The following is a 21488-nucleotide window of genomic DNA, read 5'->3' on the forward strand; positions in this document are numbered from 1 at the left end:
CAGATATGTATAGAGATTAAAGTAAGTAGACAGACATACAGTAAAAGGACGGTGAATTCTCACCGCCCTAACCTACATTTATCCAGACATCTATCCAGCATTGTTGATTTGCTTTTTACACAGGTTTTGTTTCTTTATAAGTTTTGTTCTTTATGAATGTACATATTCTGTCCCATATCATTATGCAGCTTGTAATTAGCATGCCGTATTGACAGCCTTTCCAGCTATCTAGATAGCTAACCTTACTTATCCGAGCAGCCGCTTACTTGTTAAATTCTACGGATTGATGCATCGCATCCATTGCTTTTTGTCCGATAATACCCAAACGCCAGATAGCGACGCCTTTGAGATCGTAGCGTTTGGCAAGACCGATTTTGGTATTGACCGAGTTCTCGTCTTCGCTGCTCAGGGAGATGCCGAGGATGAGCTTGCTGCGATCGACCTGTTTCAGAGCCAGCTGGATGGCATTATCGACTTTGTCGGTTGGCTCCGGGGTCTTTTTATCTGTATAATCGTAAGCCATGATGATCAAGTCATCGGCCAGCGTACCGAGTGTTTTGTAATCATAGCCGGTATAGGAGCTATTCAGCGGATGCAGTGCCAGCGTCAGTTTGAGACCTTGCTGATGGGCTTTGGTCGCTATATTTTTGACAAAGGCGTTATAGTCGGACTGCGCTTTAGCTTTGTCGCCGCTCCAGCCGAGTCCTTCAAAATCCAGAACAATTCCTTTGAAGCCTTTGGTAGTTGCTGTATCGATAATAGATTGGATATTTTGATTTTGCAGGGTAGGATTCTCTAGATTTTTCGTCAATTCGCCATGACCGTCTACCGAATAGACCATCAGATAGGGAGAAGTGCCCTGTGCAGCCGTATTCTGGATAATGGATTCCGGGGTATCGCTGCCGGAAGCCTGCGGCCATTTGAACTCCGTGTTGGAGGTGGAGAATTTGCCATCAGTCGTAATCCGGCTCCAGCCGTAAGCTACGGTGTCAAAGTCCGGCACCGTCGCGCGCTCATCATAGGAAGAAATGGCGTAGAATCCCAGTGTATACAAATCCTCTGCCGGCGAAGTGATCGATACGGTGCGGGTGGAGGCATCCCATTTCACAGCTGCACCAAACTGCTGACTGAAAAAGCTCAGCGGAATCATCGTATTATTGTTGATTGTCTGCGGAGCAACCGCTAGAGTCACCTTTTGTCCATCTACTGTGGCGTTGGTACTGTTCATGGTGAGTACTACCTTTTTACTGCCGGAACCGCTGGTTGCTGTAGCAGTGATCGTTTTGCTGGCCTGATTCCAGGATACCGGAATACCGAGAGCTTCGGCGATTGCACGGAATGGTACCATAGTTGTTCCTTTGACCATGGTTGGAGCGACTGGAAATGGCAGATTATACCCATCCAGTGTGATACTTACGCTGGGCGCTGCTGCATGCGTCGCGGGGCTGAGCGCAGAGCTGCTCATCATACCGGTACACAGCAGACTGCTGCATAGTGCTAATTTAAGTATGTTGTTCATGTGAATTGCTCCTGTCTATTCTATATTGGTATACTGCTAGGGTCAGGCACGTACAGATTCATAATGAAGGAAATGCCAAAAGCAATCGTACAAAGTTGAAAAATCCTGCTGGTTCTGCGGCAATCTGGTTTGGAATGTATCTGTAAAAAAAGAATCACTATACTATTATACTAAAATATGGATGAATTGTTTCTCACAGCAGAATGACATTTTTGTCATAATGTGAGAAAACATAAGAGTGAAGAAATCTCGAAAAACACAGAAAATGAGGAGGATACGATGTTAATTCTGATAAACATGGTTGTTATAATTCTGATCCCGTATTTGGTCAAATTTATTAGCCGGAAATACTTGCATATCGAAAAACAAGATATTATGCAGTCACCTGGTCGAAGAGCAATGATATTCGGCAATGTCATATTTATTGCTGTTATTATAATTATCCTGTTTATTCCAGGAATGCCGCCAATATATGAAAATTTTGAATTATATGTGGGTATGGCTATAGGATTAATTATTCTGACCAGCGCCTACCAGATCATTTTGGAAAATAAATATTTCCCCGGTTCCAAGCAGTATATTATTACACTGGGGACAGTAATCATCGGACTTTTGTACTTGTGGGGGCTTATGACTTTTTATTGATTTATACATTATGTAAGGCAATAAAAGCATTGTTTTATCTTCACCATAAAGTAGTCAAACATGCTCACTATCCCCTTATTATTGTAAAATAAACTGAAGACTAAGCGGAATAGGGCGTTTATGTACAGTAAAAGTAGTGAAAGTTTGTTGGTATTATAGGAATGTGTATACACCTGCCATTGAGCGAGAAACGTGTATGTTAGAGCATATTGCAGCAAAACTCACTTCTTGATTACATATTATCTTCCTAAGTAAAAAACAGCCTGCTTCCCTATCTATTGGAAGCAGGCTGTTTGCATAACACTATAAAATTATAAAACGAACATACCGACCAATCCGCAAACGATACCGAGTGCAACGACGGAGCCGGCGACGAACAGCATAACTCTAAGCGGGAAAGCGCGTCCGATCATCAGCATGGACGGCAGGCTGATCGCTGGCAGAGTCAGCATCAGTGCTGCAGCCGGGCCTGCGCCCAGACCCAGACTCATAAACGACTGTATAATCGGAATCTCCGCAGCTGTCGGAATAACGAACAGCATACCGGCCAGTGCAAATCCGGCGATAGCGAGCAGGGTGTTGCCGCTAGCGATATCCATCGTCGGGAACAGCCATACACGCGCTGCACCGAGCAGCAGCACGAAAATAATATAAGCTGGCACGATGCTGATCAGCATATTCAGAATACTTTTGCCCCAGCGTACGAGCAGCGGCTGTTCCGGTGCAGCCGGTGGTGTAACGTTGGGATCATCCATCTTCATCTCATTCGGCAGCTTCTCGGCAGGCACGAACCGGTTCGCCAGATAGCTGACGCCAAAGACAAGAATCAGTCCAAATACGAGACGCAGCAGCGTGAACTTCCACGACAGCACAAAGGTCATAAAGACCAGTGTTGCCGGATTGAGCGTAGGATTACCGATCCAGAATGCCAGACTGGCACCGACAGAAGCTTGTTTTTTACGCATACCGACCGCGATTGGTGCGGCGCAGCAGCTGCACATCATACCGGGCAGTGAAGCGACACCCGCCAGTGCAGTACTGCGAAAATCGGCTTTGCCGAGTACACGCAGCAGCCACTGGGAAGGCAGCATGACCTGCAGCAGCGAACCCAGCAGAATACCGAAAATAGCGGCTTTCCATACCGCTTTGAAATAGACGACTGCATATCCCCATGCCGCTTCCCAGGAAGGGGCGCCTCCCGTGGAATCTCCGAGAATAGAAGCCCCGATCGAATGGTCTGCAGCAGCTTTGAACGCTTTATGGTAATAGGGCCACCATTTTACATACATCAGCCCTGCAACGACAATAACCAAAAAGGCGACGACCAGCCAGATTACTTTTTTGTTCGGCTGACGCAAGCCTGAATCCGTTGTGTGCATATTGTTCCTCCTGAATAAAATGTCAATAAATGAGCTGCATGAGCAGATCACAGGTGTAAATTATAGCATAGAAATATAAGTGAAAACGTGCGCTGCATCGAATAATTTGGCGGGCTGGTGGTATAATGAATAAAGTGCTGTTCTAAAACCATATTACAGGGAGACAGAAGGTAGAATGACCTTCTGCTGTCTTCTATAGATACTGTACAAACCTTATACTCGAAAGGAACGATAATATATGTCATCTAACGATGCAATCAAATTAACTTCTCTCTCTTCCAAAGGCGGCTGCGGCTGCAAAATCGGTCCTGCTGATCTGGCACAGGTGCTGCGCAATCTGCCGCAGGCTGTTCCGAATCCCAATCTGCTCGTTGGACTGGATACGAGTGACGATGCAGGCGTATATCGCCTTACCGATGATCTGGCTATTGTCCAGACCCTGGATTTTTTCACCCCGATCGTGGATGATCCGTATTCGTTTGGCCAGGTAGCGGCTGCCAATGCGATCAGTGATATTTATGCCATGGGCGGCAAGCCGCTGACAGCGCTGAATATTGTAGCTTTCCCTATCCATACGCTGGATAAGCAGATTCTGACCGATATTCTGCGCGGAGCCGGTGACAAGATGGCCGAAGCAGGCGTAACCCTCGTTGGTGGTCATTCTATCGATGACAAGGAGCCCAAATTCGGCCTGGCCGTGACCGGTACAGTTCATCCGGATCGTGTGCGCACCAATGCAGGAGCCAAGCCGGGGGACCAGCTGATCCTGACCAAGCCGATTGGCGTCGGTATCCTGACAACTTCCGTCAAACAAGATCAGCTTAGCGAAGAGGAAATTGCCCGCGTTACTCAGGTCATGAGTACGCTGAACAAAACCGCAGCCGAGACGATGGACGCTTATGAAGTGCATGCCTGCACCGATGTGACCGGATTCGGTCTGCTCGGTCATGCTTCTGAAATGGCTAAAGGCAGCAGCAATGGTATTGTGATTCGTCAAAGTCAGGTGCCTGTGCTGCCGCGTGTACGCGAACTGGCAGAAAACGGCTTTGTACCAGGCGGTACCAAAAACAACTATGCCCATCTGGAAGGCGATGTGACTTTCCCGGCAGAGATGGATCAGATCGACCAGTGGATTCTGTGCGATGCAGTGACATCCGGCGGTCTGCTGATTGCAGTTGCTGAACAGGACGCTGCCCAGCTGCTCAGTGATTTGCTCGCTGCAGGTGTAGAAGCGGCGCATATCGGCGAAGTAACTGCCGAGCATCCCGGTCATATTCAGGTACAGATCTAAGCGGTTTATTCCAAAGCAGTATTGATAAATATCGAAAGTAAGTCTGTTTATCGAACAGATTGTATATTCATATCATAAATAATTGCAAAAAGACCGGTGCAGCAGTCACCTGTCTGCGAGCAGGATCAAAAACCGCAGACAGGCGATACTCACAGGCGCGTTGTCCCATTTCAGGAGGCAGCAGCCCAGGAAAACAATTTCCTGGTGGAATTCAACAACTAAGGAGCGGATGGTTTTGTTTCAGGATATCACCATAGAAGAACTGCTGAAGAAACGGGCCAGCGGCGAGATGACAACGATCGATGTACGTTCGCCGTCGGAGTACCGGAATGCCAGTATTCCGGGCAGTATTAATATTCCTTTATTTAATGATGAAGAACGTGCAGAAGTCGGTACTATCTACAAGCAGGTCGGTACCGAACAGGCCAAAACGCGCGGACTGGAAATTGCTTCGGCCAAGCTGCCTGATTTTATCGCTCAATTCCAGAAGATTGATGGACCCAAAACAGTCTTCTGCTGGCGGGGCGGGATGCGCAGCAAAACAACAGCAACAGTCCTATCATTGATGGGTGTACAGACGTACCGGCTAGTCGGCGGTGTACGTGCGTATCGGCAGTGGATTGTGGAAGAACTCGGCCAGCTGCAGCTGAATACGCCGGCTTTTGTACTAAATGGGCATACCGGCAACGGCAAGACACTCATGCTGGAAAAGCTGCAGCAGCAGGGTTATCCGGTTATTGATCTGGAAGCTATGGCAGGTCATCGTGGATCGGTGTTTGGCGGGATCGGTCTGCAGGTGAATAACCAGAAAGCTTTTGATTCTCTGCTGATTGAACGTCTGAACGAGATTGGCAAGGCTCCATATATTTTGTTCGAAGCCGAGAGCCGGCGTATCGGCAAGATCGAAGTGCCTGCCTTTTTATTGGACAAAAAAGAGCAGGGTGTCCATCTGTGGGTAGAACTGCCGATGACTGAACGTGTACGGCATATTATGGAAGATTATCGTCCGGCTGAGCACAAGGAAGAATGTCTGTCTGCTTTCCAGCGGATCAAGGCACATATTCACCAGCCGATTGGTGTGCAGATCGAAGAAGCGCTGCATGGAGATCAGTATGAGCAGGCTATCGCTCTGCTGCTGGAATATTATTACGATCCCAAATATCAGTATTCTGCAGACAAAATGAAAGACACCCGGCGGGTCATTATTGAGGCTGGTAATGTGGATGAAGCCGTAAAAAAAATAAAGGAACACCTTACAACCTTAACGAATACAGTGCAGAGCTGATAGTGTATTTTCTATAAATAAACATGATAAAAAGCCGCTCGTTCGGCAGCATCACACGATACTCCTCAGAGAATCGCTGTAGTCCATGCTGCCGGGCAAGCGGCTTTGTTGGTTATCAGGTGTATTTGGGATTAGTGCCGTATTGATTCTCGTCATATTGACTGTCCTGGCTCCAGTGTGCTGACCAGTAGGAATATCCAGAATTCGGATCGACTGGCTCTTCCCCGAAAGCCAACATACTTTTTTAAAACACTAATGTACCAATTCATCGAATAACCCCGTATATATGTAATTTAACCTACTAATTAGTAACATGAATAAATGGAAATTGGAATAGCTGGAAGAAGTAGAAATACATAATACGCGAATTGAATAATAGTTGGATTTGATTTACTCTTACAATAGAGTGTGTCAATTCCTGTATATATCGGAAGCATGCACACGGGAGATGTGTATGAATAGGCGAGAGAAATCGATTCATATACATCCTATTGCAGCAATCAAACAATTTTTGAAGGAACATTTAAATATTGGCGTGAATGAGTTATATTATGAATGGGGAAGGTTAACGCAGAAGTGGGCTTTTTCTCTATGACTCCTCAGGAGTTCGTATCGTAATCATGGTCATCTTTCGAAAGGGTATAACCGTACTTCTGGAAAAAGAACCATATTATCGGAGGAGAAAAATAGCCGTATTCAACCAGGCGTAAGGCTGAATACCATTCTGCATAAGCAGTACGGTCAGGAGATATGCTTCCTGCAAATCACAGGATCTTTAAATCTACTGGAATTCCAATACACATCATATAGTAATATTCATTGATAACCAAACGACACGAAACAAAAAAATAGCTGTTCGGTAATAATTCAGACATGGTACATGCGCTGATATTAGGCCGGGGAATGGATGAAATACACAACTCCTTTCTTCGGCCTATTTTTTTTGAAAGGATGATTATAATTGGAGCAAGACCAGATGAATGTTCTCTATATCGGCAGCGAACGCATAAATCTGGCACTGATGCGATCATTGTTCAGAAAAAAGCTGACGGATCTGACGCTACTGGAAGCAGAGGATACTGCCAAGGGTATAGAAATTGCCCGCGCTCACCAACCTGTACTGATTATGATCGATATTGAATTTCCGGTAGAACACAAGTATGATATTCTCCCTGTTCTGCAGTCCTGCCCCGATACCTGTGGCATTCCTGTCTGGGCGATCAGTGCCTGTGCTTTTAACGACGAGATTGCCAAAGGAATACAGGCTGGATTCAACCGTTATATTACCAAACCGATTGACCTTGAACAATTTATACAACGGATACGGATGGATATAGCAATCTAAGTGATGCAGATATATCCCAACTGAATAACGGTTGTATCCTACCAATTTAGCTGGGAGTGTGTAATAGTCATTGAACCACAAAAATATAATCACCCAAGCCACCAGTTATACCACCAAATTATTAAGGAACCGATTCGGCAAGGGGCCGGAATCGGTCTCTATCTATCTGTGCGACAGGTGTATTGTCCTGCATTTGAAGAACTTCCTGAGTCCGGTGGAGAAGTTTCTGCTGAGCCAGGAAGAGGAGCAGGCTTTTCGTCATACCCGCGAGCTGATTATGAAATCACTGCTGCCCGAGCTCCGCACTTTTCTTCATGAAAAGCTGCAGTTAGAAGTTAAGGATATGCATTATGATTGGGGGCTGTACAATGCTTCCGGGGTTGTCGTCGGCTTGCTTCGTACCGACCGGGAAATGACGCTGGATTATCCAGGCAAGGAGGAGCTGCATCAGCAGGTTATCGGAGTGACCAGCGAACTGCAGAAGCCTCCGGAATGGATCGATTCCTGGTGGATTAATCCGAGAACGCTTTTTATTTTCCGTCAGGGTCTAACGATTTTGCTGGAAAAGGAATTTATTGGTCTAGGCTTTGAAAATATGCTGCGAATGACCAAAGGCAAGCTGGAAAAGACGCTGCTGGAGGAACATGTACAGGTGGAGCAGATTTTTCATAAAAAGGTATCGGATCTATATGTAGACTGGAGCTTTGATCATGACCACAGCATGATCATTTATACATTCGAGAATTAATGGATAGTTCTGGTCATCTATTGCAGGAATATTCTTCGGCCTGCCTATCGAAAAAAATCGCTTATTTCCAGCAGTTAGAGTATACTGGATACTGATTACTCGGATTCCGAAGTTGAGCAGCACTGTATCTGACCCCGACGGATCAAGAGTCTTCCCTTTCTATATCCTATGGGGGTGTAAGTATTGAAATATAGGCAGTTTATCAGTCAGGCCACCAGTTTTACGACCAAGCTGTTACGTAACCGGTTTGGCAAAGGTCCACAGTCGGTAAACATTGCCCTTAATGATCAGTGTATTATTTTTCATCTGCGCGAGTTTATCAGTCCGGTGGAGAATTTTTTGCTGAGTCAGGAAGAGGAAGAGGCTTTCCGATATACAAGAGAGCTGATTATGAAATCCATGCTGCCCGAACTCCGATCTTTTTTGCAGGAACATCTAGAAATGGAAATTACCGATATGTATTATGACTGGGGAATGCATAATGCTTCCGGGATTATTGTCGGTCTGCTGGAAGCCGGCTGGAAGGATACCCTGGATTACGAAGGCAGGGAAGCCGTACATGCCCAGATTATCGAAGTGACCCGACATGTGCAAAAGGCACCGGAAATCATTACGTCCTGGTGGGTCAATCCCAAAACATTAGTCGTCTTTCGACAGGGTATAATCATACTGATTGAGAAAGAACTAATCGATCTGGGGCTGGGAAGTTTGCTGAAAACAGCCAAACGCAGGCTGGAAAAGCGAATGCTTCTGCAGGCGGTCCAGCTGGATACCGTGCTCGGGAAAAGCGTCGCCGATCTATATGTGGATTGGAACTTTGATCAGGATCATAGTGTTATTGTATATATTTTTGAATAAATCATATGCGCATTGAGTAAAGTGCGATGAACTGAATAGATCGGTAATATCTTCAGACATACGATGCGCTGAGATAGGCCGAAGAGAATAAGAACTCCATGTTCTTTCTCTTCGGCCTTTTATTTTATCGAGAGGAGGGGGAAGCCAATGATTTCAGCTTCAAAAGAAATTTTGTATATTGAAGATGATGAGCTGAGTATGTTAACGATGCGTCTTATTTTCAAGAAAAAATTTCCGGAATTTACTTTGTTGGAAGCCACTACAGCAAAGCAGGGAATAGAAATGGCGATCAAGCATCGTCCATTCCTAATTATGCTCGATATTCTGCTACCTGATATAGATGGATATGAGAGCCTGCAATACCTCCAGCGCCATCCCCATACTTCCGGAATTCCGGTCTGGGCTGTTACCGCCTGCGCGCTAAGCAGTGATATCCGCAAAGGAAAAGAAGCTGGATTCGAGCGCTATATTACCAAACCGATTAATATGAAAAATTTGATCGAGTGGATGAAAACGCATACAATGAATGCAAAAGTGTAAAGGCGGGCATTGCAATCTACAGCAGTTATAGGTCTGCGTACAGACACTGCAGCGTGTGAAGCCAAGCAGATGATTATTTACAATCCATTACTTGTCGTGACATTTATAAATCATCTGCAGAAAGCTTGAGCCACTATCATACTTTCTGTAATTATTTTTGGATAAATTCATATTGTCCCCAATTCATTTCGTGATACAATACATAAAGTCTATTAACGAACATGCAATATAGGAAGGACATTCACACCCATGACACAACCCCCGTTTATCGCCGTAGAAGGTCCAATCGGTGCCGGCAAAACAACCCTGTCTTCCATGCTGGCGGAAGAGCTGAATCTCCCTATTATTAAGGAAATCGTCGAAGAGAATCCTTTTCTCGGCAAATTTTATGACAATATCGATGAATGGAGTTTCCAGCTGGAAATGTTTTTTCTCTGCAATCGGTACAAGCAGCTGGAAGATACCGGGGTACAATACATTTCCCAAAATCAGCCGGTCATCTCGGATTATCATATCTATAAAAACATGATCTTTGCCGAGCGTACACTCAAAGGAGTCAAACGGGATAAATACCGTCAGATCTACCATGTGCTGACCGATGATCTGCCCAAGCCGGATATTATTATCTATATTCGTGCGAGTCTGGATACTCTGCTGGCCCGGATCGAGAAGCGCGGCCGGGTATTCGAGGAAGCGATGGATACAGCGTATCTGGAACAGCTGATGGCGGATTATGATGAAGCGATGGCTTCGATTGCCCTGAGCGAGCCGGAGACGAAGATTATTACGATTGATGGAGACATCATTGATTTTGTGGAAAACCGGGAGCAGTTTCATACGATTGCTTCTCAACTAAAGGAGCTTATACATGAACGAATACAACATACCTGAAAATGCGCTGATCACGATTGCCGGAACAGTAGGGGTCGGCAAGTCTACACTGACTGCGGCACTGGCAGAACGCCTGAACTTTAAAACATCCCTTGAAAAGGTTGATCATAATCCGTATCTAGAGAAGTTCTATCACGACTTCGAACGCTGGAGCTTCCATCTGCAGATTTACTTCCTGGCGGAGCGGTTCAAGGAACAAAAGCATATCTTCGAAGCAGGCGGAGGGTATGTACAGGATCGCTCGATCTACGAGGATACCGGCATCTTTGCCAAAATGCATGCAGATAAAGGAACGATGTCTGCTACCGACTATGAGACCTATACCAGCCTGTTCCAGGCGATGGTGATGACTCCCTATTTCCCGCATCCGGATGTACTGATCTATCTGGAAGGCAGCCTGCCGTCGATCCTGACACGGATTCAGCTGCGTGGACGCCAGATGGAGATTGAGACCGATGTGTCCTACTGGGAGCAGATGCACGAACGGTATGTATCCTGGATCGGAGAATTCAATGCCTGTCCGGTACTGCGTCTGAATATTGATGAGTATGATGTGAATGATCCGGCTTCCGTCGATCAGATTTTGCGTCAGGTGAGTGAATCCATTGCCTCTTCTCGTGCCAGCAAATCAGGCAGTGAAGCAGAACTGAGCCGATAATATAACCGACTTCTTTTTTTTGCACAGTAAAAAGTGTAAAGAATATATAGACGGTATCGACTGCATTCAAATAAATAAATGCCTTGAAGATTGCGCCCTGCTTGTGAATAGTTAGAAGCAGTCTGCCAAAGGTATATCTGGGAGTCCTGATCCTGATCAGGGCTCTTTTTGTCGTTATCAAAGTGCCTTGGAAGTACAGTGATAACCGGGTTTGGCATGAAGCCTAAAGTTCTTTTCCGATTCAGTCGAAATAGGTAGAGAAGATATATTTCCTGATGAGGATGATTAGAATAATGAATCGATATAAACAGAAAGTCGATAAGGAGCGCAAAAATTTTTGGAGACGTGAACAAGGATTTACACTCGTTGAAGTCATGGCAGGTATTGTGATTTTATCGGTGGTGGCTATGATGGCGATGACCTTTTTCAGCAGTTCGCTCTCCTACAGCAAAATCAATGAGAACAAGACAGTGATGGTCAATCTGGCACGTAATGCACTTGTCTATGCGGAAAAGCAGGATTTTGCTGCCTGGAAGCAATATTTTGTAACCAGTAATAAATCCGAGGTGACCGGCATGGCCTGCCTGAGCGGGAGCGCCTGTAGTCAGTACAGTTTCCTCGTACCCAATTCCAGCCCGGAAGTGCTCGCCCGTGTACTGAATCCGAGTGTAAACGGAGTTAAATATACGGTGACTATCCGTTATCAGAAAATGTCTTCTTCATCGGCAGCAGCCTTGCCAGCATCGGTCGCGAATATCAAGAATGATACCAATTATTTGCTGCCGATTGTTGTCAGCGTTCAGGGACCTGAACATCAAAATGGCATGAGCGGGACAAGTGTGGAGGGATATATTACCAATGAAACTATTCGTTGAACGGCTGCGCAGCCAGAACGGATTTACGTTGATCGAAGTGCTGGCTGCCCTGCTGATTACAGGCATTATGACAGCGGTCATCTATGCAGTAGCGGTATTCGGTCTGCGTAGTTATTTGCAGATCAATGGAGAAAATATTCTACGTGCGAATGGTGATATTCTGACTTCGTCGATTATTACACAACTATACGATTTTGCACCGGAAAAGGTACGCCAGATTACAAGTGGAGACCACCCGGTCGGTATCCGGCTGGAGCGTGCGAGTCAGCTGTCCGGTTCACCAGCGGGTGATATGGAAATATCGGATATTTATATCTATGGCGGTGTATTGTATATCGGCAAGGTGCAGCAGATTGCTGCAGTCAACAAATCAGTACTGTCTTCCGGACTTCAGCTGCCCTCCGATGCTGCACCGGGATCACTTCTGCATGATAATAACCATGACGGTGTGGATGATCTGGCGAGAGCTGTAGTGCTGGAAAACCGGCTTCAGCTGGACAGCGGCTCCACGATCGCGATTCAGTCGCAGGACGGCAGTACCTTTTATACAACAGGTATTATTAATGTGCTGCTAGATCTGTCCAATGACAGTCAGGGTCAAGATCAGCAGATGACTCTGGAAAGCAGCTTCGGGTTTTAAAAGAATGCAGGGTACAATTGTCGGCTGTATGAATTAACAATCAGCATGTATACCGAACGCTTCCACGCAATAGCTGAATGGGAAGTTATTAAGGATATTGCAGGGAAAGGCTGGCTTATGGAAAAGAAAAAAGGGATGGCTATAGAAGAGCGGCTGGCCAGAAGCCGTACAGTAGGGTACAAGCGCCGCCTGAAGCTGCTGCACAGCGAGAGTGGATCGGCGCTGGTCATGGTTATGTTTGTTGTACTAATGATGCTGATTCTGGGTCTGGCAGTAATGCGTCTGACGGTGACGGATGCCTATCTGACCGAGGTGCGAGAGAGCGATGTGCAGAGCCTGCATCTGGCCCAGAAAACGCTGGATGAAGCTGTAGCAACGATCAGTTCGCAGCTTAATTTTACCGGAGATATTAATCCGGAAGAACTGGCAGATCGAATCAAGGATATTCAAAGCAAACTGGAGGCGCTAAAAGCATCTGTGCCAGTTAGTCAAGACGGTCCGGATAGCTCGTGGCTGAGCGGAATAGCTACAGCCCAGCAGACCAGTACACGCTTCGTTATTACACTGACTGCCGAAGCCAGGGTAAATGGAATCCAGCGCAAGCTGCAGCAAAAAGTAACGGTCGATAGTTACCCGGAGTTTTTGCGTTATGCCTTTGGCTCGGAAAATAATCTAATTCTGAATGGAGCGCCGTCGATTACCGGTAATATTTACGCTGGAGGTTATCTGCGTACCTCCAATATTGCAGAGTATATGTACAAGGGAGCTGCCCAGACACAGTCCACTACGTATCCGATGCTGAACGGTAATGCTTATGTACAATCCCTCGGTACCATCCTAAAATCGGGCATACCGGTCAACGGAGATCCGCAAGGAACAGAAAGTGCGCTGCAAACGGCGCTAGGTATTCCGGTTGAAAATGTAATCTTCAAAAATCGTCAGAAATTTGTACAGGTCAATCTGGATGATACGTTTATTGATAAGTTGTCCGCAGCAATCGGGGGAGATCGGGCAGCATTAATGACACGTTATCGGCAGACTGCTGCGAATTCTTCTGATCCGGACAGCAGTAAAAATGCCGGAGCACTTATTACTTCCCTGCTGAATGATCCGGCTTATGCCAGCATCACAAAGCTAAGCCTGAAGCCTGTTCCGCTGCCAGCGGATGCTACTGAAGAGCAGATTGCCGCTGCCCAGCAGGAGCAGGAGCAGCGAAGAAAAAGTGTAATACAAAGTCTAAGCAATCTGAGCAGTTCGGTCATTTTTGATGGCGATCTGACACTGGATGGGCAGACATTCAAGGAACTGATATATAAAAATAAACAACCTCAAAATTTTCAGCAGTGGTTTATCGTCAATGGCAATCTGAATATTGTGAATACCAGTGATACGCCCATTACAATCAAAGCCAATATTATTACAACCGGCACGCTCACCATCAAGGGCAAAGTAGCGATGGATTCGTCCCTGTATGTAATGAAAACCGCCAGCAGCAGCGAATATTCGACTGTGCTGGAAGACGCGATCATTACCGGGCTAAAAGAATCAGCGGATGCAGAAGCCAAAGAAGTAGTATTAATGTCCAAAGGCTCTATCCTGTTAAACCGTTTTGATTCATTCAATAATGATCAGCCGACTCAACTGACCGGATTTTTCTATACGGATAGCCAGGCAACCCTGTACGGTGTCGGTTCCAAATTTGCCCTGACCGGCGGCTTTTTCGCCAAAGGAAACCTGACGGTCAACGCCGTTAACGGTGCTGCATACGCTAATGATTCCGGACCGCGCATTACGTTTGCTGCTCCATTTACTTCAAATGCCAGCCGCTTCAAGGTTGCTTATAATGACGCGGTATATGCCCATCAAGGACTTGGTTTACCGCGGGTCAATCAGATTACCATCAGTGTCGGCAAGCTGCAGCTGCTACCGCAGATCGCTTCGTCCAAATAAGGGAATTCATTGATATTGCAGCTACTAGCCATTAATAGAGATCCCCGTTTAATATAAAAACAAAAATCCCTCTGCGTATAGAGTCAAACGCAGGGGGATTTTTTGGTTATGAAATTTACTATTCGGAAAAAGGCATCCTGCCTTGCTAATCGGCTTGATTTTCTATAACTCCGAAAGATTGGTTATTCGCTTAGTAGCGGTTGCCATCCTGACTTGGTCCGCTGCTGTCGCCGAGATCTTTGATTGTGACAGTAGTAGTAGCCTTGATAGTTGGATAGCTTTTGTACGTTGCTGTAATGGTAGCTGTTCCCTTTTTGAGTGGAGTCAGCTGTCCGGTACTGGCATTCAGAATAACCAGATCTTTGTCTGTGGTACCGAATACGACATTTTTCCAGATATCTTCAGCTAATCGTTCATTCGGATCGATAGCAAATACAAGATCCTGCTTCAGATTGTAAGTGCTAAGATTGCCGATCTGAAGATTATCGCGGGCATTTTGTCTATTAGCCAAAAACGTAAGATTTACCGGCTCGACAGTGATTGTTTTTGACAGTGGCTTGCCGCCGATTGTTACATTCAGCGTGATCGGACCCGGTACCAGACCTCCCAGCTGAAGTGTGGAAGAATTGGCTCCGCTCAATATTTTGGCTTTGCCTACTGATGAATCCGACAGCGACCAGCTAGTACTGGTCAACGTACCCGAGGCCAGTGATGCAGTCAGATCGATCACCTGTCCCATAGACACGGTAGCTGGACCATTCAGAGCAGGCGCATCCGTAATAACGAGCGTATGGGTAGCTGTTTTGCCATCACCCTGAACAGTAATGACAACAGTGCCTTCCTTCAATGCAGTCAGTTGGGCAGTACCATTCGTTCCTGTCTGCAGACTGGCTGCGCCATCCGGTGCACTGGAGCTGATTGACCATTGCAGCTGCTTGGGCATCAGGTTTTCCGGTGAAGCAGTTACACTCAGTGTGACCGGCATTTTGCTGACCGGCGTTGTCGCTGGACCGTTGATTTTCAGCTGCAGTGGATTAGGAATAGTAACCGGCAATTCTGCTGTGTACGTCCGTCCATTAGGCGTGGTTACGGTAGCGACCATAGTGATCGTCCCTGGTGAGATACCGCGTATAATGACATTCCATGGATTCGAAGTATCTGCAGTCAGTGTCGCCTTGCTCTCATTCGGATCTTTAAAGGACCATTTGACAGTAGACGTCGGATTGGCTGGTGTCAGTACAGCTGTATAGGTCTTCTGCTCATTAACATTCAACGTAGGTGACCCGGTAATCACCAGACCCGGCTGAATCACATTCACTGTAGACGTATACGTTATCTTGCTGCCGTCTGTGGTTGTAATAGTGATATGTGCGGTACCTGGACTGATAGCAGTAGCTGTTGCTGTCTCCCCGCTTGGCGTTACTTTGAGTACAGCAGGATTATCGGAGCTCCAGGTGAGTACCTTATTATTGGCATCGATCGGTAGTATTACAGGAATCAGCAGCTTTTGATCGCCGACGAGCATAGTCTCATCTTTTAGACTCAGTGAGCTTACTTTAACTACGGACTGGAAGATAATATCCGGGAACACAATCGTTGTCTTGGTATCTGTGCTGGAGTTTGGCAGAGGGACATTGCCATTAAACAGCGGTAGTGCTGCGCCGGTTCCTCTGCCGCTCAAGGAAGCACCGATCAGCGTACCCTGAATACTGCCGCCAAAACTGACAGCTGCCTGTGGTGCAAGGATAGTACCCTTGACACCCATGCTGCCAATCGTTAACGAATTAGTCTGCGGGAAATTAAACAATACCTGACCTGTATTCAGATCTATACCGTTTGTGTCCTTAATGGATAGCCCACCCTGCATGGAGACACTAGTTCCGCTAACGTTAACGATCACAGTAGAATTTTTCGGTACATTGATACTTAATGAATTGGTGCTGCTGATATCGCTGCCGGATACATTGAATACGTTCAATGATGGATCGATACCCGTCAGAGAGAGATTGCCATATTCTGTTTTGGTCATGCCATTGACTGTCAGAGCAGCGACCTGGCTGGATACGTTCGTCAGCTTGGTAAATGCTGTCGTAAAGTCGATCGGCTTACCGGGAACAGCTGTATACGTTTTGTACACAGGTCCGGTAAATGTACCGCCATATACAGCAACCCCGTTCTGTACCGATCCGCCGTTGGTACCTGCGTCCAGATTGCCACCAGCAATCAACACCGGTGTACTGCCAGTCGTATTGGTCAGCTTGCTGCCGATATTGAATCCACCATTCAACGTCACATTGCCGCCACCAGCCATTTTGCCTTCACTGGAAAAGCCAGAGGCATCCATTTTGATATCGTTTTTGATAAAGAAATTATAATTACCGGCGGTACCCAGTATATTGGTACCGTGAATATCATTAAAGGCCAGCTTGGCATTCAGTAGATTATAAGCCCCCTTGGCGGTTGGCGTTACATTGAGCTTGAATGTGACCGGATCGGCTTTGTCTGGAGTATAGGACTGCACGCCGTTAGTGCTTGTCAGGCTATAAGCGATATCTGCCATAGGCATCGACAGCGTATAGCCGGTTGCTGCAGTACCGGTGTAAGTCATGCCTTTGGGCAAACTAGCTTTATCAATTTCCAGATTCGGTGGCAGTGTCTCGGTATACAGAATATCCGATACAGCCATGTGGGCAAATCCCTGTTCCTCACTACTAACCGAGCTATAGGCAATGGTCTGTGGTGTGACAGAATACAGCAGGGATACCGGCTGGCCGCTCACAGCCGAGTTGGTTGTTGTATCGACGCCGCTGATGATTTTACGCTCGGTCAGCAGGTTTGCTTTGGCCGGGTTAATCACCAGGGTAACTGTTTTGGTCGTAATCGCCCCCTGTTTGTCACGAGCGAGAATTTCGATTTGCAGAGAACCACCCTTGGGCAGCGGATTGGTAAATGTCTGACTGATCGTCTGACCGGTAACGACTGCTTTCTCCGGGATTTCCAGGTCGGTCAGATAGGCGCCGTTCGCTTTGAATTTGACACTCGTATAGAGGGTACGGTCCTTTAGATCCCAGTCATTCGGTGTATAACTGAGTACCAGATCGCGCAGATACGATGGCTTGCTGCTGCCATCCTGCGGAGCAGTCACGCTAATATCTGGCGCATGATTAGAACCAATAAAAGCCCGGTACATTGTATTGACGAACAGCTTTTGTTCCCATTCCGGGAAACCGGTATTCGTATGTCCGGTACCGGAATAGGTAATATTGCCATTGGAATACGTGTAGTAATGATTCCAGCTGTCCTGCACATCCCGGTTGCTGCCGATAATGTTATACCAGGACACAATATCCGGGTCTTCTAGATTCAGTGTAAAGTACTGGTCATGCGTCGTATTGATCTGTCCTACATAACCGTTGGTATTTCCAGGCTTTTGGCTGAGATCAAATGGATAGGCAGTCAGCAGTCCGGTATTAACTACCTGGGTGCTGTTAGAAGCATTAACGGCATTCAGACCAATGTTTGTTTTGGGAGCAATCTGCCCGGACAATGTCTGAAAAGCATCGATCCATGGCTTGGTTTTGATACTTTGTAAAGAGGATTCATAGATCGTGTCATGCGTTAGCATGACGGCTTGTCCAGAAGCGGCAAAATTTTGGACTGCTTTGATAGAAGCATCGGTCAGAGTCGCATACAGATTGTATTCATCTCGGAATCCAAAAATCAGCATATCATACGTACCATTGAGATTTTTGTAAGCCGTTGTATTAAATTCGGCTACCTGGATCGGCTTGATATTTAGCTGATAATCAGCACCACCCAGATAACTCTGTACCATATTGGTTGCACTTAGCAGACTGCTGCTTGTATTGTCGGACGGCATAATTTGCAGCACACGCACAATAGTCTTCTCATCCTGATAGCGGATAACGCCAGATGCGTAATTGGATAGCGTACTGCCGGATTGAGTATTGACGATTTCCAGCTTCCAGTACAGCAGGCCCGAGTAGGCCTTGGGAAGCGTATAATTGAGCATACCGTTAGCGCTATTCAATGAAGAGGTGGCTACCAGATCATCGTTGCCCATCTGTAATACTTTATCTACGCTCAGATACAGATTGGCACGCACATTGTCAGAAGTGTAGCTGGCGATATTGTCGGTGGTAAAAGCAAATTTTAACTGGTCACCGACTTTGTAGCTGAATGCTTTGTTCGTATTGTAATCGACCGGAGAGCTGCTGATTGCAAACTGTGGTCGCTGAGTCATCATTTTATATAGTGAAGACCCTGTATTCTTGATCTGTGTAACGGTAGAAGGCAGGGTAGCATCGGTGACAAAATACACGTTGGCCATTTTGCCGGCTGTTGTGTTGTAGCTGGCAAAGGTACTGTAGAGAATACGCTGATCATCAGCTGCTTTGGATGTGTTGGCTGCTTGGTTCAGAATAGACGTGTGTAAAATAACCGGCAGACCTTTGGCGATATAGCTGTTGACGATGGTATCGGCTTTTAGGTGTGTAATATCGTTCATCACGGCCGCCGTGTTGTGATCCTGGCCGCTGACACCGGCGGTACTATAGGTTCCTTTACCGATATAAATGGCATCATATTTGCCATCCAGGTCTTCACGAAGAGCGACAAACTGCTTCATGCGCATTGTAGTTACCGTGACATTAGATGTCCCTTGCAGCTGTGTACTCAGCGCAAAATCCCCGTTATCGTTAATCTCCAGAATCCTGATTTGATACGGAGTGGATGCTCCTGCCATCATGTGAATCAGCGGAATACTCAGTAGTCCGATCAGCAGAAGTACAAGCGTAAATCTTCGTTTTTTGGGCGTCATCTAACATTGCCTCCAATTTATTCGCTTAAAATGTAAATTTTGTACAGCAAGATTCCGATAAATAAAGCAGAAAGTTAATTAGTATATCGGTATTTTTTAGTAGTTTGTGAACGCGTATTCATTAAGTTTGCCAAAAAAATATGTGGATCGTATACAAGCGTAATAACGAAAAATCCTGTCATGCAAAGGTTTATGGTATAACAGCCGACTGTAGGGTGATAAAAGGAAGAAAATGAAATATATGTTAATTTTGTTTTTAGTATTAAGTAGAATATTCTGTTACCGATAATGTGATTATAGTATCCTGATTCTTCCATTTTGCACGCTGGAGTTGAAGCAAAGCATGAAGATTATGAAGAAAAAGCTGGGTGACCTTCTTTATGAAAACGGTCTGATTTCCCAGGAGCAGCTGAATGAGGCACTGGAAGAACAGCGCAAATCCAAGCGCAAGCTGGGAGATGTACTGCTCGCTCAGGGATATATTACCGAGCAGCAGCTGATCGAAGTACTAGAATTTCAGCTGGGTATTCCGCATGTGAATCTTTTTAAATATCAGATTGATCCGGCAGTGACACAGATCATTCCGGAAAGTATGGCCAAGCGGTATCAAGTACTGCCTTTTATGAAGGAAGGCAGCAAGCTGCTCGTAGCAATGGCCGATCCACTGGACTATTTTGCGATAGAAGATCTGCGTATGAGTACAGGCTTCCGGATCGAACCGGCTATTTCCAGCCGGGATGAGCTTCAGCGGGCCATTGCCCATTATTATGGACTGCGCGATTCGATGAGCCAGATGATGGGCGAGCTACCAACCGCCGAAGAGATTGAGGAGACCGAGATTACCGATGAATCCTCGCCGGTTGTACGGTTGGTTAACCAGATGATTCAGCAGGCTGCCCATTTGCGCGCTTCGGATATTCATATCGATCCAAGCGAGAACGATGTGGCTATACGTTACCGGATCGATGGACTGCTGCGTACAGAGCGTCATCTGCCCAAGCAGATGCAAGGCTTTGTGACCGCCCGTCTGAAAATTATGGCCCGTCTGAATATCGCCGAGCGTCGGCTGCCGCAGGATGGACGGATCAAAATGCAGGTAGATCTAAAAATGATCGATATTCGCGTGTCTTCTCTGCCTACCATGCATGGCGAGAAAATCGTTATGCGTCTGCTCGATCTGAGCACTGGCGTCAAGCCGATTGAACAGCTTGGTTTTGGTGATTATAATTCCGTTGCTTTCCGGGAAATGATCGAACATCCGTATGGCATTCTGCTTATTACGGGACCGACAGGAAGCGGAAAAACGACTACGCTCTATTCTGCACTGAATGTACTGAATGTAGAGAGCTCCAATATTATTACGGTTGAAGATCCGGTGGAATATCAGCTGGAAGGCATTAACCAGGTACAGGTTAATCCCGGTATCGGGCTGACATTCGCATCGGGACTGCGTTCGATTTTGCGTCAGGATCCGAATATTATCATGGTCGGTGAAATCCGTGATAATGAAACGGCCGAGATTGCGATTCGGGCTTCACTAACCGGTCACCTGGTGTTGTCCACTTTGCATACGAATGATGCCGTGAGCACTGTGCTTCGTCTACAGGATATGGGTGTCGAGCCTTATCTGATCGCATCTTCGCTGCTGGGTATTGTCTCTCAGCGTCTGGTGCGCCGGGTCTGTCCAGATTGCAGACAGACCTATGAGCCGACAGAACAAGAAGCCATTTTGCTGGAGAGCCATGGTATTTCTACTGAACGACTGCAGCGTGGCAAAGGCTGCGGTAACTGTAATCATACTGGTTATCGTGGGCGGGTAGCAATTCATGAAGTACTGCGGATTGATCGACAGATGCGTGAAATTATCTCGCTCGGTTCCTCGGTAGAAACAATTCGTAATGCGGCCAAGGAACAGCAGATGATTACTCTGATGGAGGACGGTCTGCGTAAAGTAGGCGAAGGTATTACAAGCATTCAGGAAGTCATGCGCGAGACCGTAGCCTATTAACAGGGAGTGGCATCCG

The 21488-nt window shown here is 46.4% G+C and carries 16 protein-coding genes; 13 read left to right on the forward strand and 3 right to left on the reverse strand.

Annotation, left to right across the window (positions count from 1 at the left end):
- Positions 1 to 262 precede the first annotated feature (262 nt).
- The gene (locus AR543_RS06760; RefSeq protein WP_060532920.1) at positions 263 to 1519 is read right to left on the reverse strand and encodes a stalk domain-containing protein; all 1257 of its coding nucleotides are present in this window, start codon (positions 1517 to 1519) and stop codon (positions 263 to 265) included.
- Between the two features lie 279 nt (positions 1520 to 1798).
- Here AR543_RS06760 and AR543_RS06765 point away from each other — a divergent pair, with 279 nt between their 5' ends.
- Positions 1799 to 2164 carry a DUF4181 domain-containing protein gene (locus tag AR543_RS06765; protein ID WP_060532921.1) on the forward strand — a complete coding sequence of 122 codons (366 nt, stop codon included), beginning with the start codon at positions 1799 to 1801 and terminating at the stop codon, positions 2162 to 2164.
- A gap of 311 nt (positions 2165 to 2475) precedes the next feature.
- Here AR543_RS06765 and AR543_RS06770 read toward each other — a convergent pair whose 3' ends face one another.
- Positions 2476 to 3543 carry a permease gene (locus AR543_RS06770; protein ID WP_060532923.1) on the reverse strand — a complete coding sequence of 356 codons (1068 nt, stop codon included), beginning with the start codon at positions 3541 to 3543 and terminating at the stop codon, positions 2476 to 2478.
- A gap of 238 nt (positions 3544 to 3781) precedes the next feature.
- Between AR543_RS06770 and selD the strand changes: the two genes are divergently transcribed.
- The 11 genes from selD to AR543_RS06825 all read left to right on the forward strand — a co-directional run bounded on the left by selD (position 3782) and on the right by AR543_RS06825 (position 14624).
- A complete protein-coding gene (gene selD, locus AR543_RS06775) occupies positions 3782 to 4834 on the forward strand; it encodes a selenide, water dikinase SelD (RefSeq protein WP_060532925.1) in 1053 nt (350 codons plus the stop codon).
- A 235-nt stretch (positions 4835 to 5069) separates the two neighbouring features.
- Positions 5070 to 6119 carry a tRNA 2-selenouridine(34) synthase MnmH gene (mnmH, locus tag AR543_RS06780; protein ID WP_060532927.1) on the forward strand — a complete coding sequence of 350 codons (1050 nt, stop codon included), beginning with the start codon at positions 5070 to 5072 and terminating at the stop codon, positions 6117 to 6119.
- Positions 6120 to 7095: 976 nt separating this feature from the next.
- Positions 7096 to 7464 carry a response regulator gene (locus tag AR543_RS06785; protein ID WP_158523937.1) on the forward strand — a complete coding sequence of 123 codons (369 nt, stop codon included), beginning with the start codon at positions 7096 to 7098 and terminating at the stop codon, positions 7462 to 7464.
- Positions 7465 to 7534: 70 nt separating this feature from the next.
- The gene (locus AR543_RS06790; protein WP_060532932.1) at positions 7535 to 8212 is read left to right on the forward strand and encodes a Na-translocating system protein MpsC family protein; all 678 of its coding nucleotides are present in this window, start codon (positions 7535 to 7537) and stop codon (positions 8210 to 8212) included.
- 183 nt (positions 8213 to 8395) lie between these two features.
- On the forward strand, positions 8396 to 9070 hold the full coding sequence (locus AR543_RS06795; protein WP_060532933.1) for a Na-translocating system protein MpsC family protein: 675 nt from the start codon (positions 8396 to 8398) through the stop codon (positions 9068 to 9070).
- Positions 9071 to 9217: 147 nt separating this feature from the next.
- Positions 9218 to 9610, forward strand: a complete 393-nt coding sequence (locus AR543_RS06800) for a response regulator (RefSeq protein WP_060532935.1) — start codon at positions 9218 to 9220, stop codon at positions 9608 to 9610.
- A gap of 249 nt (positions 9611 to 9859) precedes the next feature.
- Entirely contained in the window at positions 9860 to 10501 is a 642-nt protein-coding gene (locus AR543_RS06805; protein ID WP_060532937.1) for a deoxynucleoside kinase, read from the forward strand.
- Complete coding sequence (locus AR543_RS06810) at positions 10479 to 11159, forward strand: deoxynucleoside kinase (RefSeq protein WP_060532939.1); 681 nt, start codon at positions 10479 to 10481, stop codon at positions 11157 to 11159. Before AR543_RS06805 ends, AR543_RS06810 begins: the two co-directional genes overlap by 23 nt.
- A 293-nt stretch (positions 11160 to 11452) precedes the next feature.
- Complete coding sequence (locus tag AR543_RS06815) at positions 11453 to 12034, forward strand: type II secretion system protein (RefSeq protein ID WP_060532941.1); 582 nt, start codon at positions 11453 to 11455, stop codon at positions 12032 to 12034.
- Positions 12018 to 12674, forward strand: a complete 657-nt coding sequence (locus tag AR543_RS06820) for a type II secretion system protein (protein WP_060532943.1) — start codon at positions 12018 to 12020, stop codon at positions 12672 to 12674. Before AR543_RS06815 ends, AR543_RS06820 begins: the two co-directional genes overlap by 17 nt.
- Before the next feature lie 45 nt (positions 12675 to 12719).
- Entirely contained in the window at positions 12720 to 14624 is a 1905-nt protein-coding gene (locus AR543_RS06825; RefSeq protein WP_060532945.1) for a hypothetical protein, read from the forward strand.
- Between the two features lie 190 nt (positions 14625 to 14814).
- Here AR543_RS06825 and AR543_RS06830 read toward each other — a convergent pair whose 3' ends face one another.
- Positions 14815 to 19464, reverse strand: coding sequence for a DUF5057 domain-containing protein (locus AR543_RS06830; protein WP_060532948.1), 4650 nt, complete (start codon positions 19462 to 19464; stop codon positions 14815 to 14817).
- 343 nt (positions 19465 to 19807) lie between these two features.
- On the opposite strand from AR543_RS06830, the gene AR543_RS06835 reads away from it, so the two are divergent.
- The gene (locus AR543_RS06835) at positions 19808 to 21472 is read left to right on the forward strand and encodes a GspE/PulE family protein (RefSeq protein WP_060532950.1); all 1665 of its coding nucleotides are present in this window, start codon (positions 19808 to 19810) and stop codon (positions 21470 to 21472) included.
- Positions 21473 to 21488: the final 16 nt, after the last annotated feature.

The sequence above is a fragment of the Paenibacillus bovis genome (genome assembly GCF_001421015.2).
Lineage (GTDB): Bacteria > Bacillota > Bacilli > Paenibacillales > Paenibacillaceae > Saccharibacillus > Saccharibacillus bovis.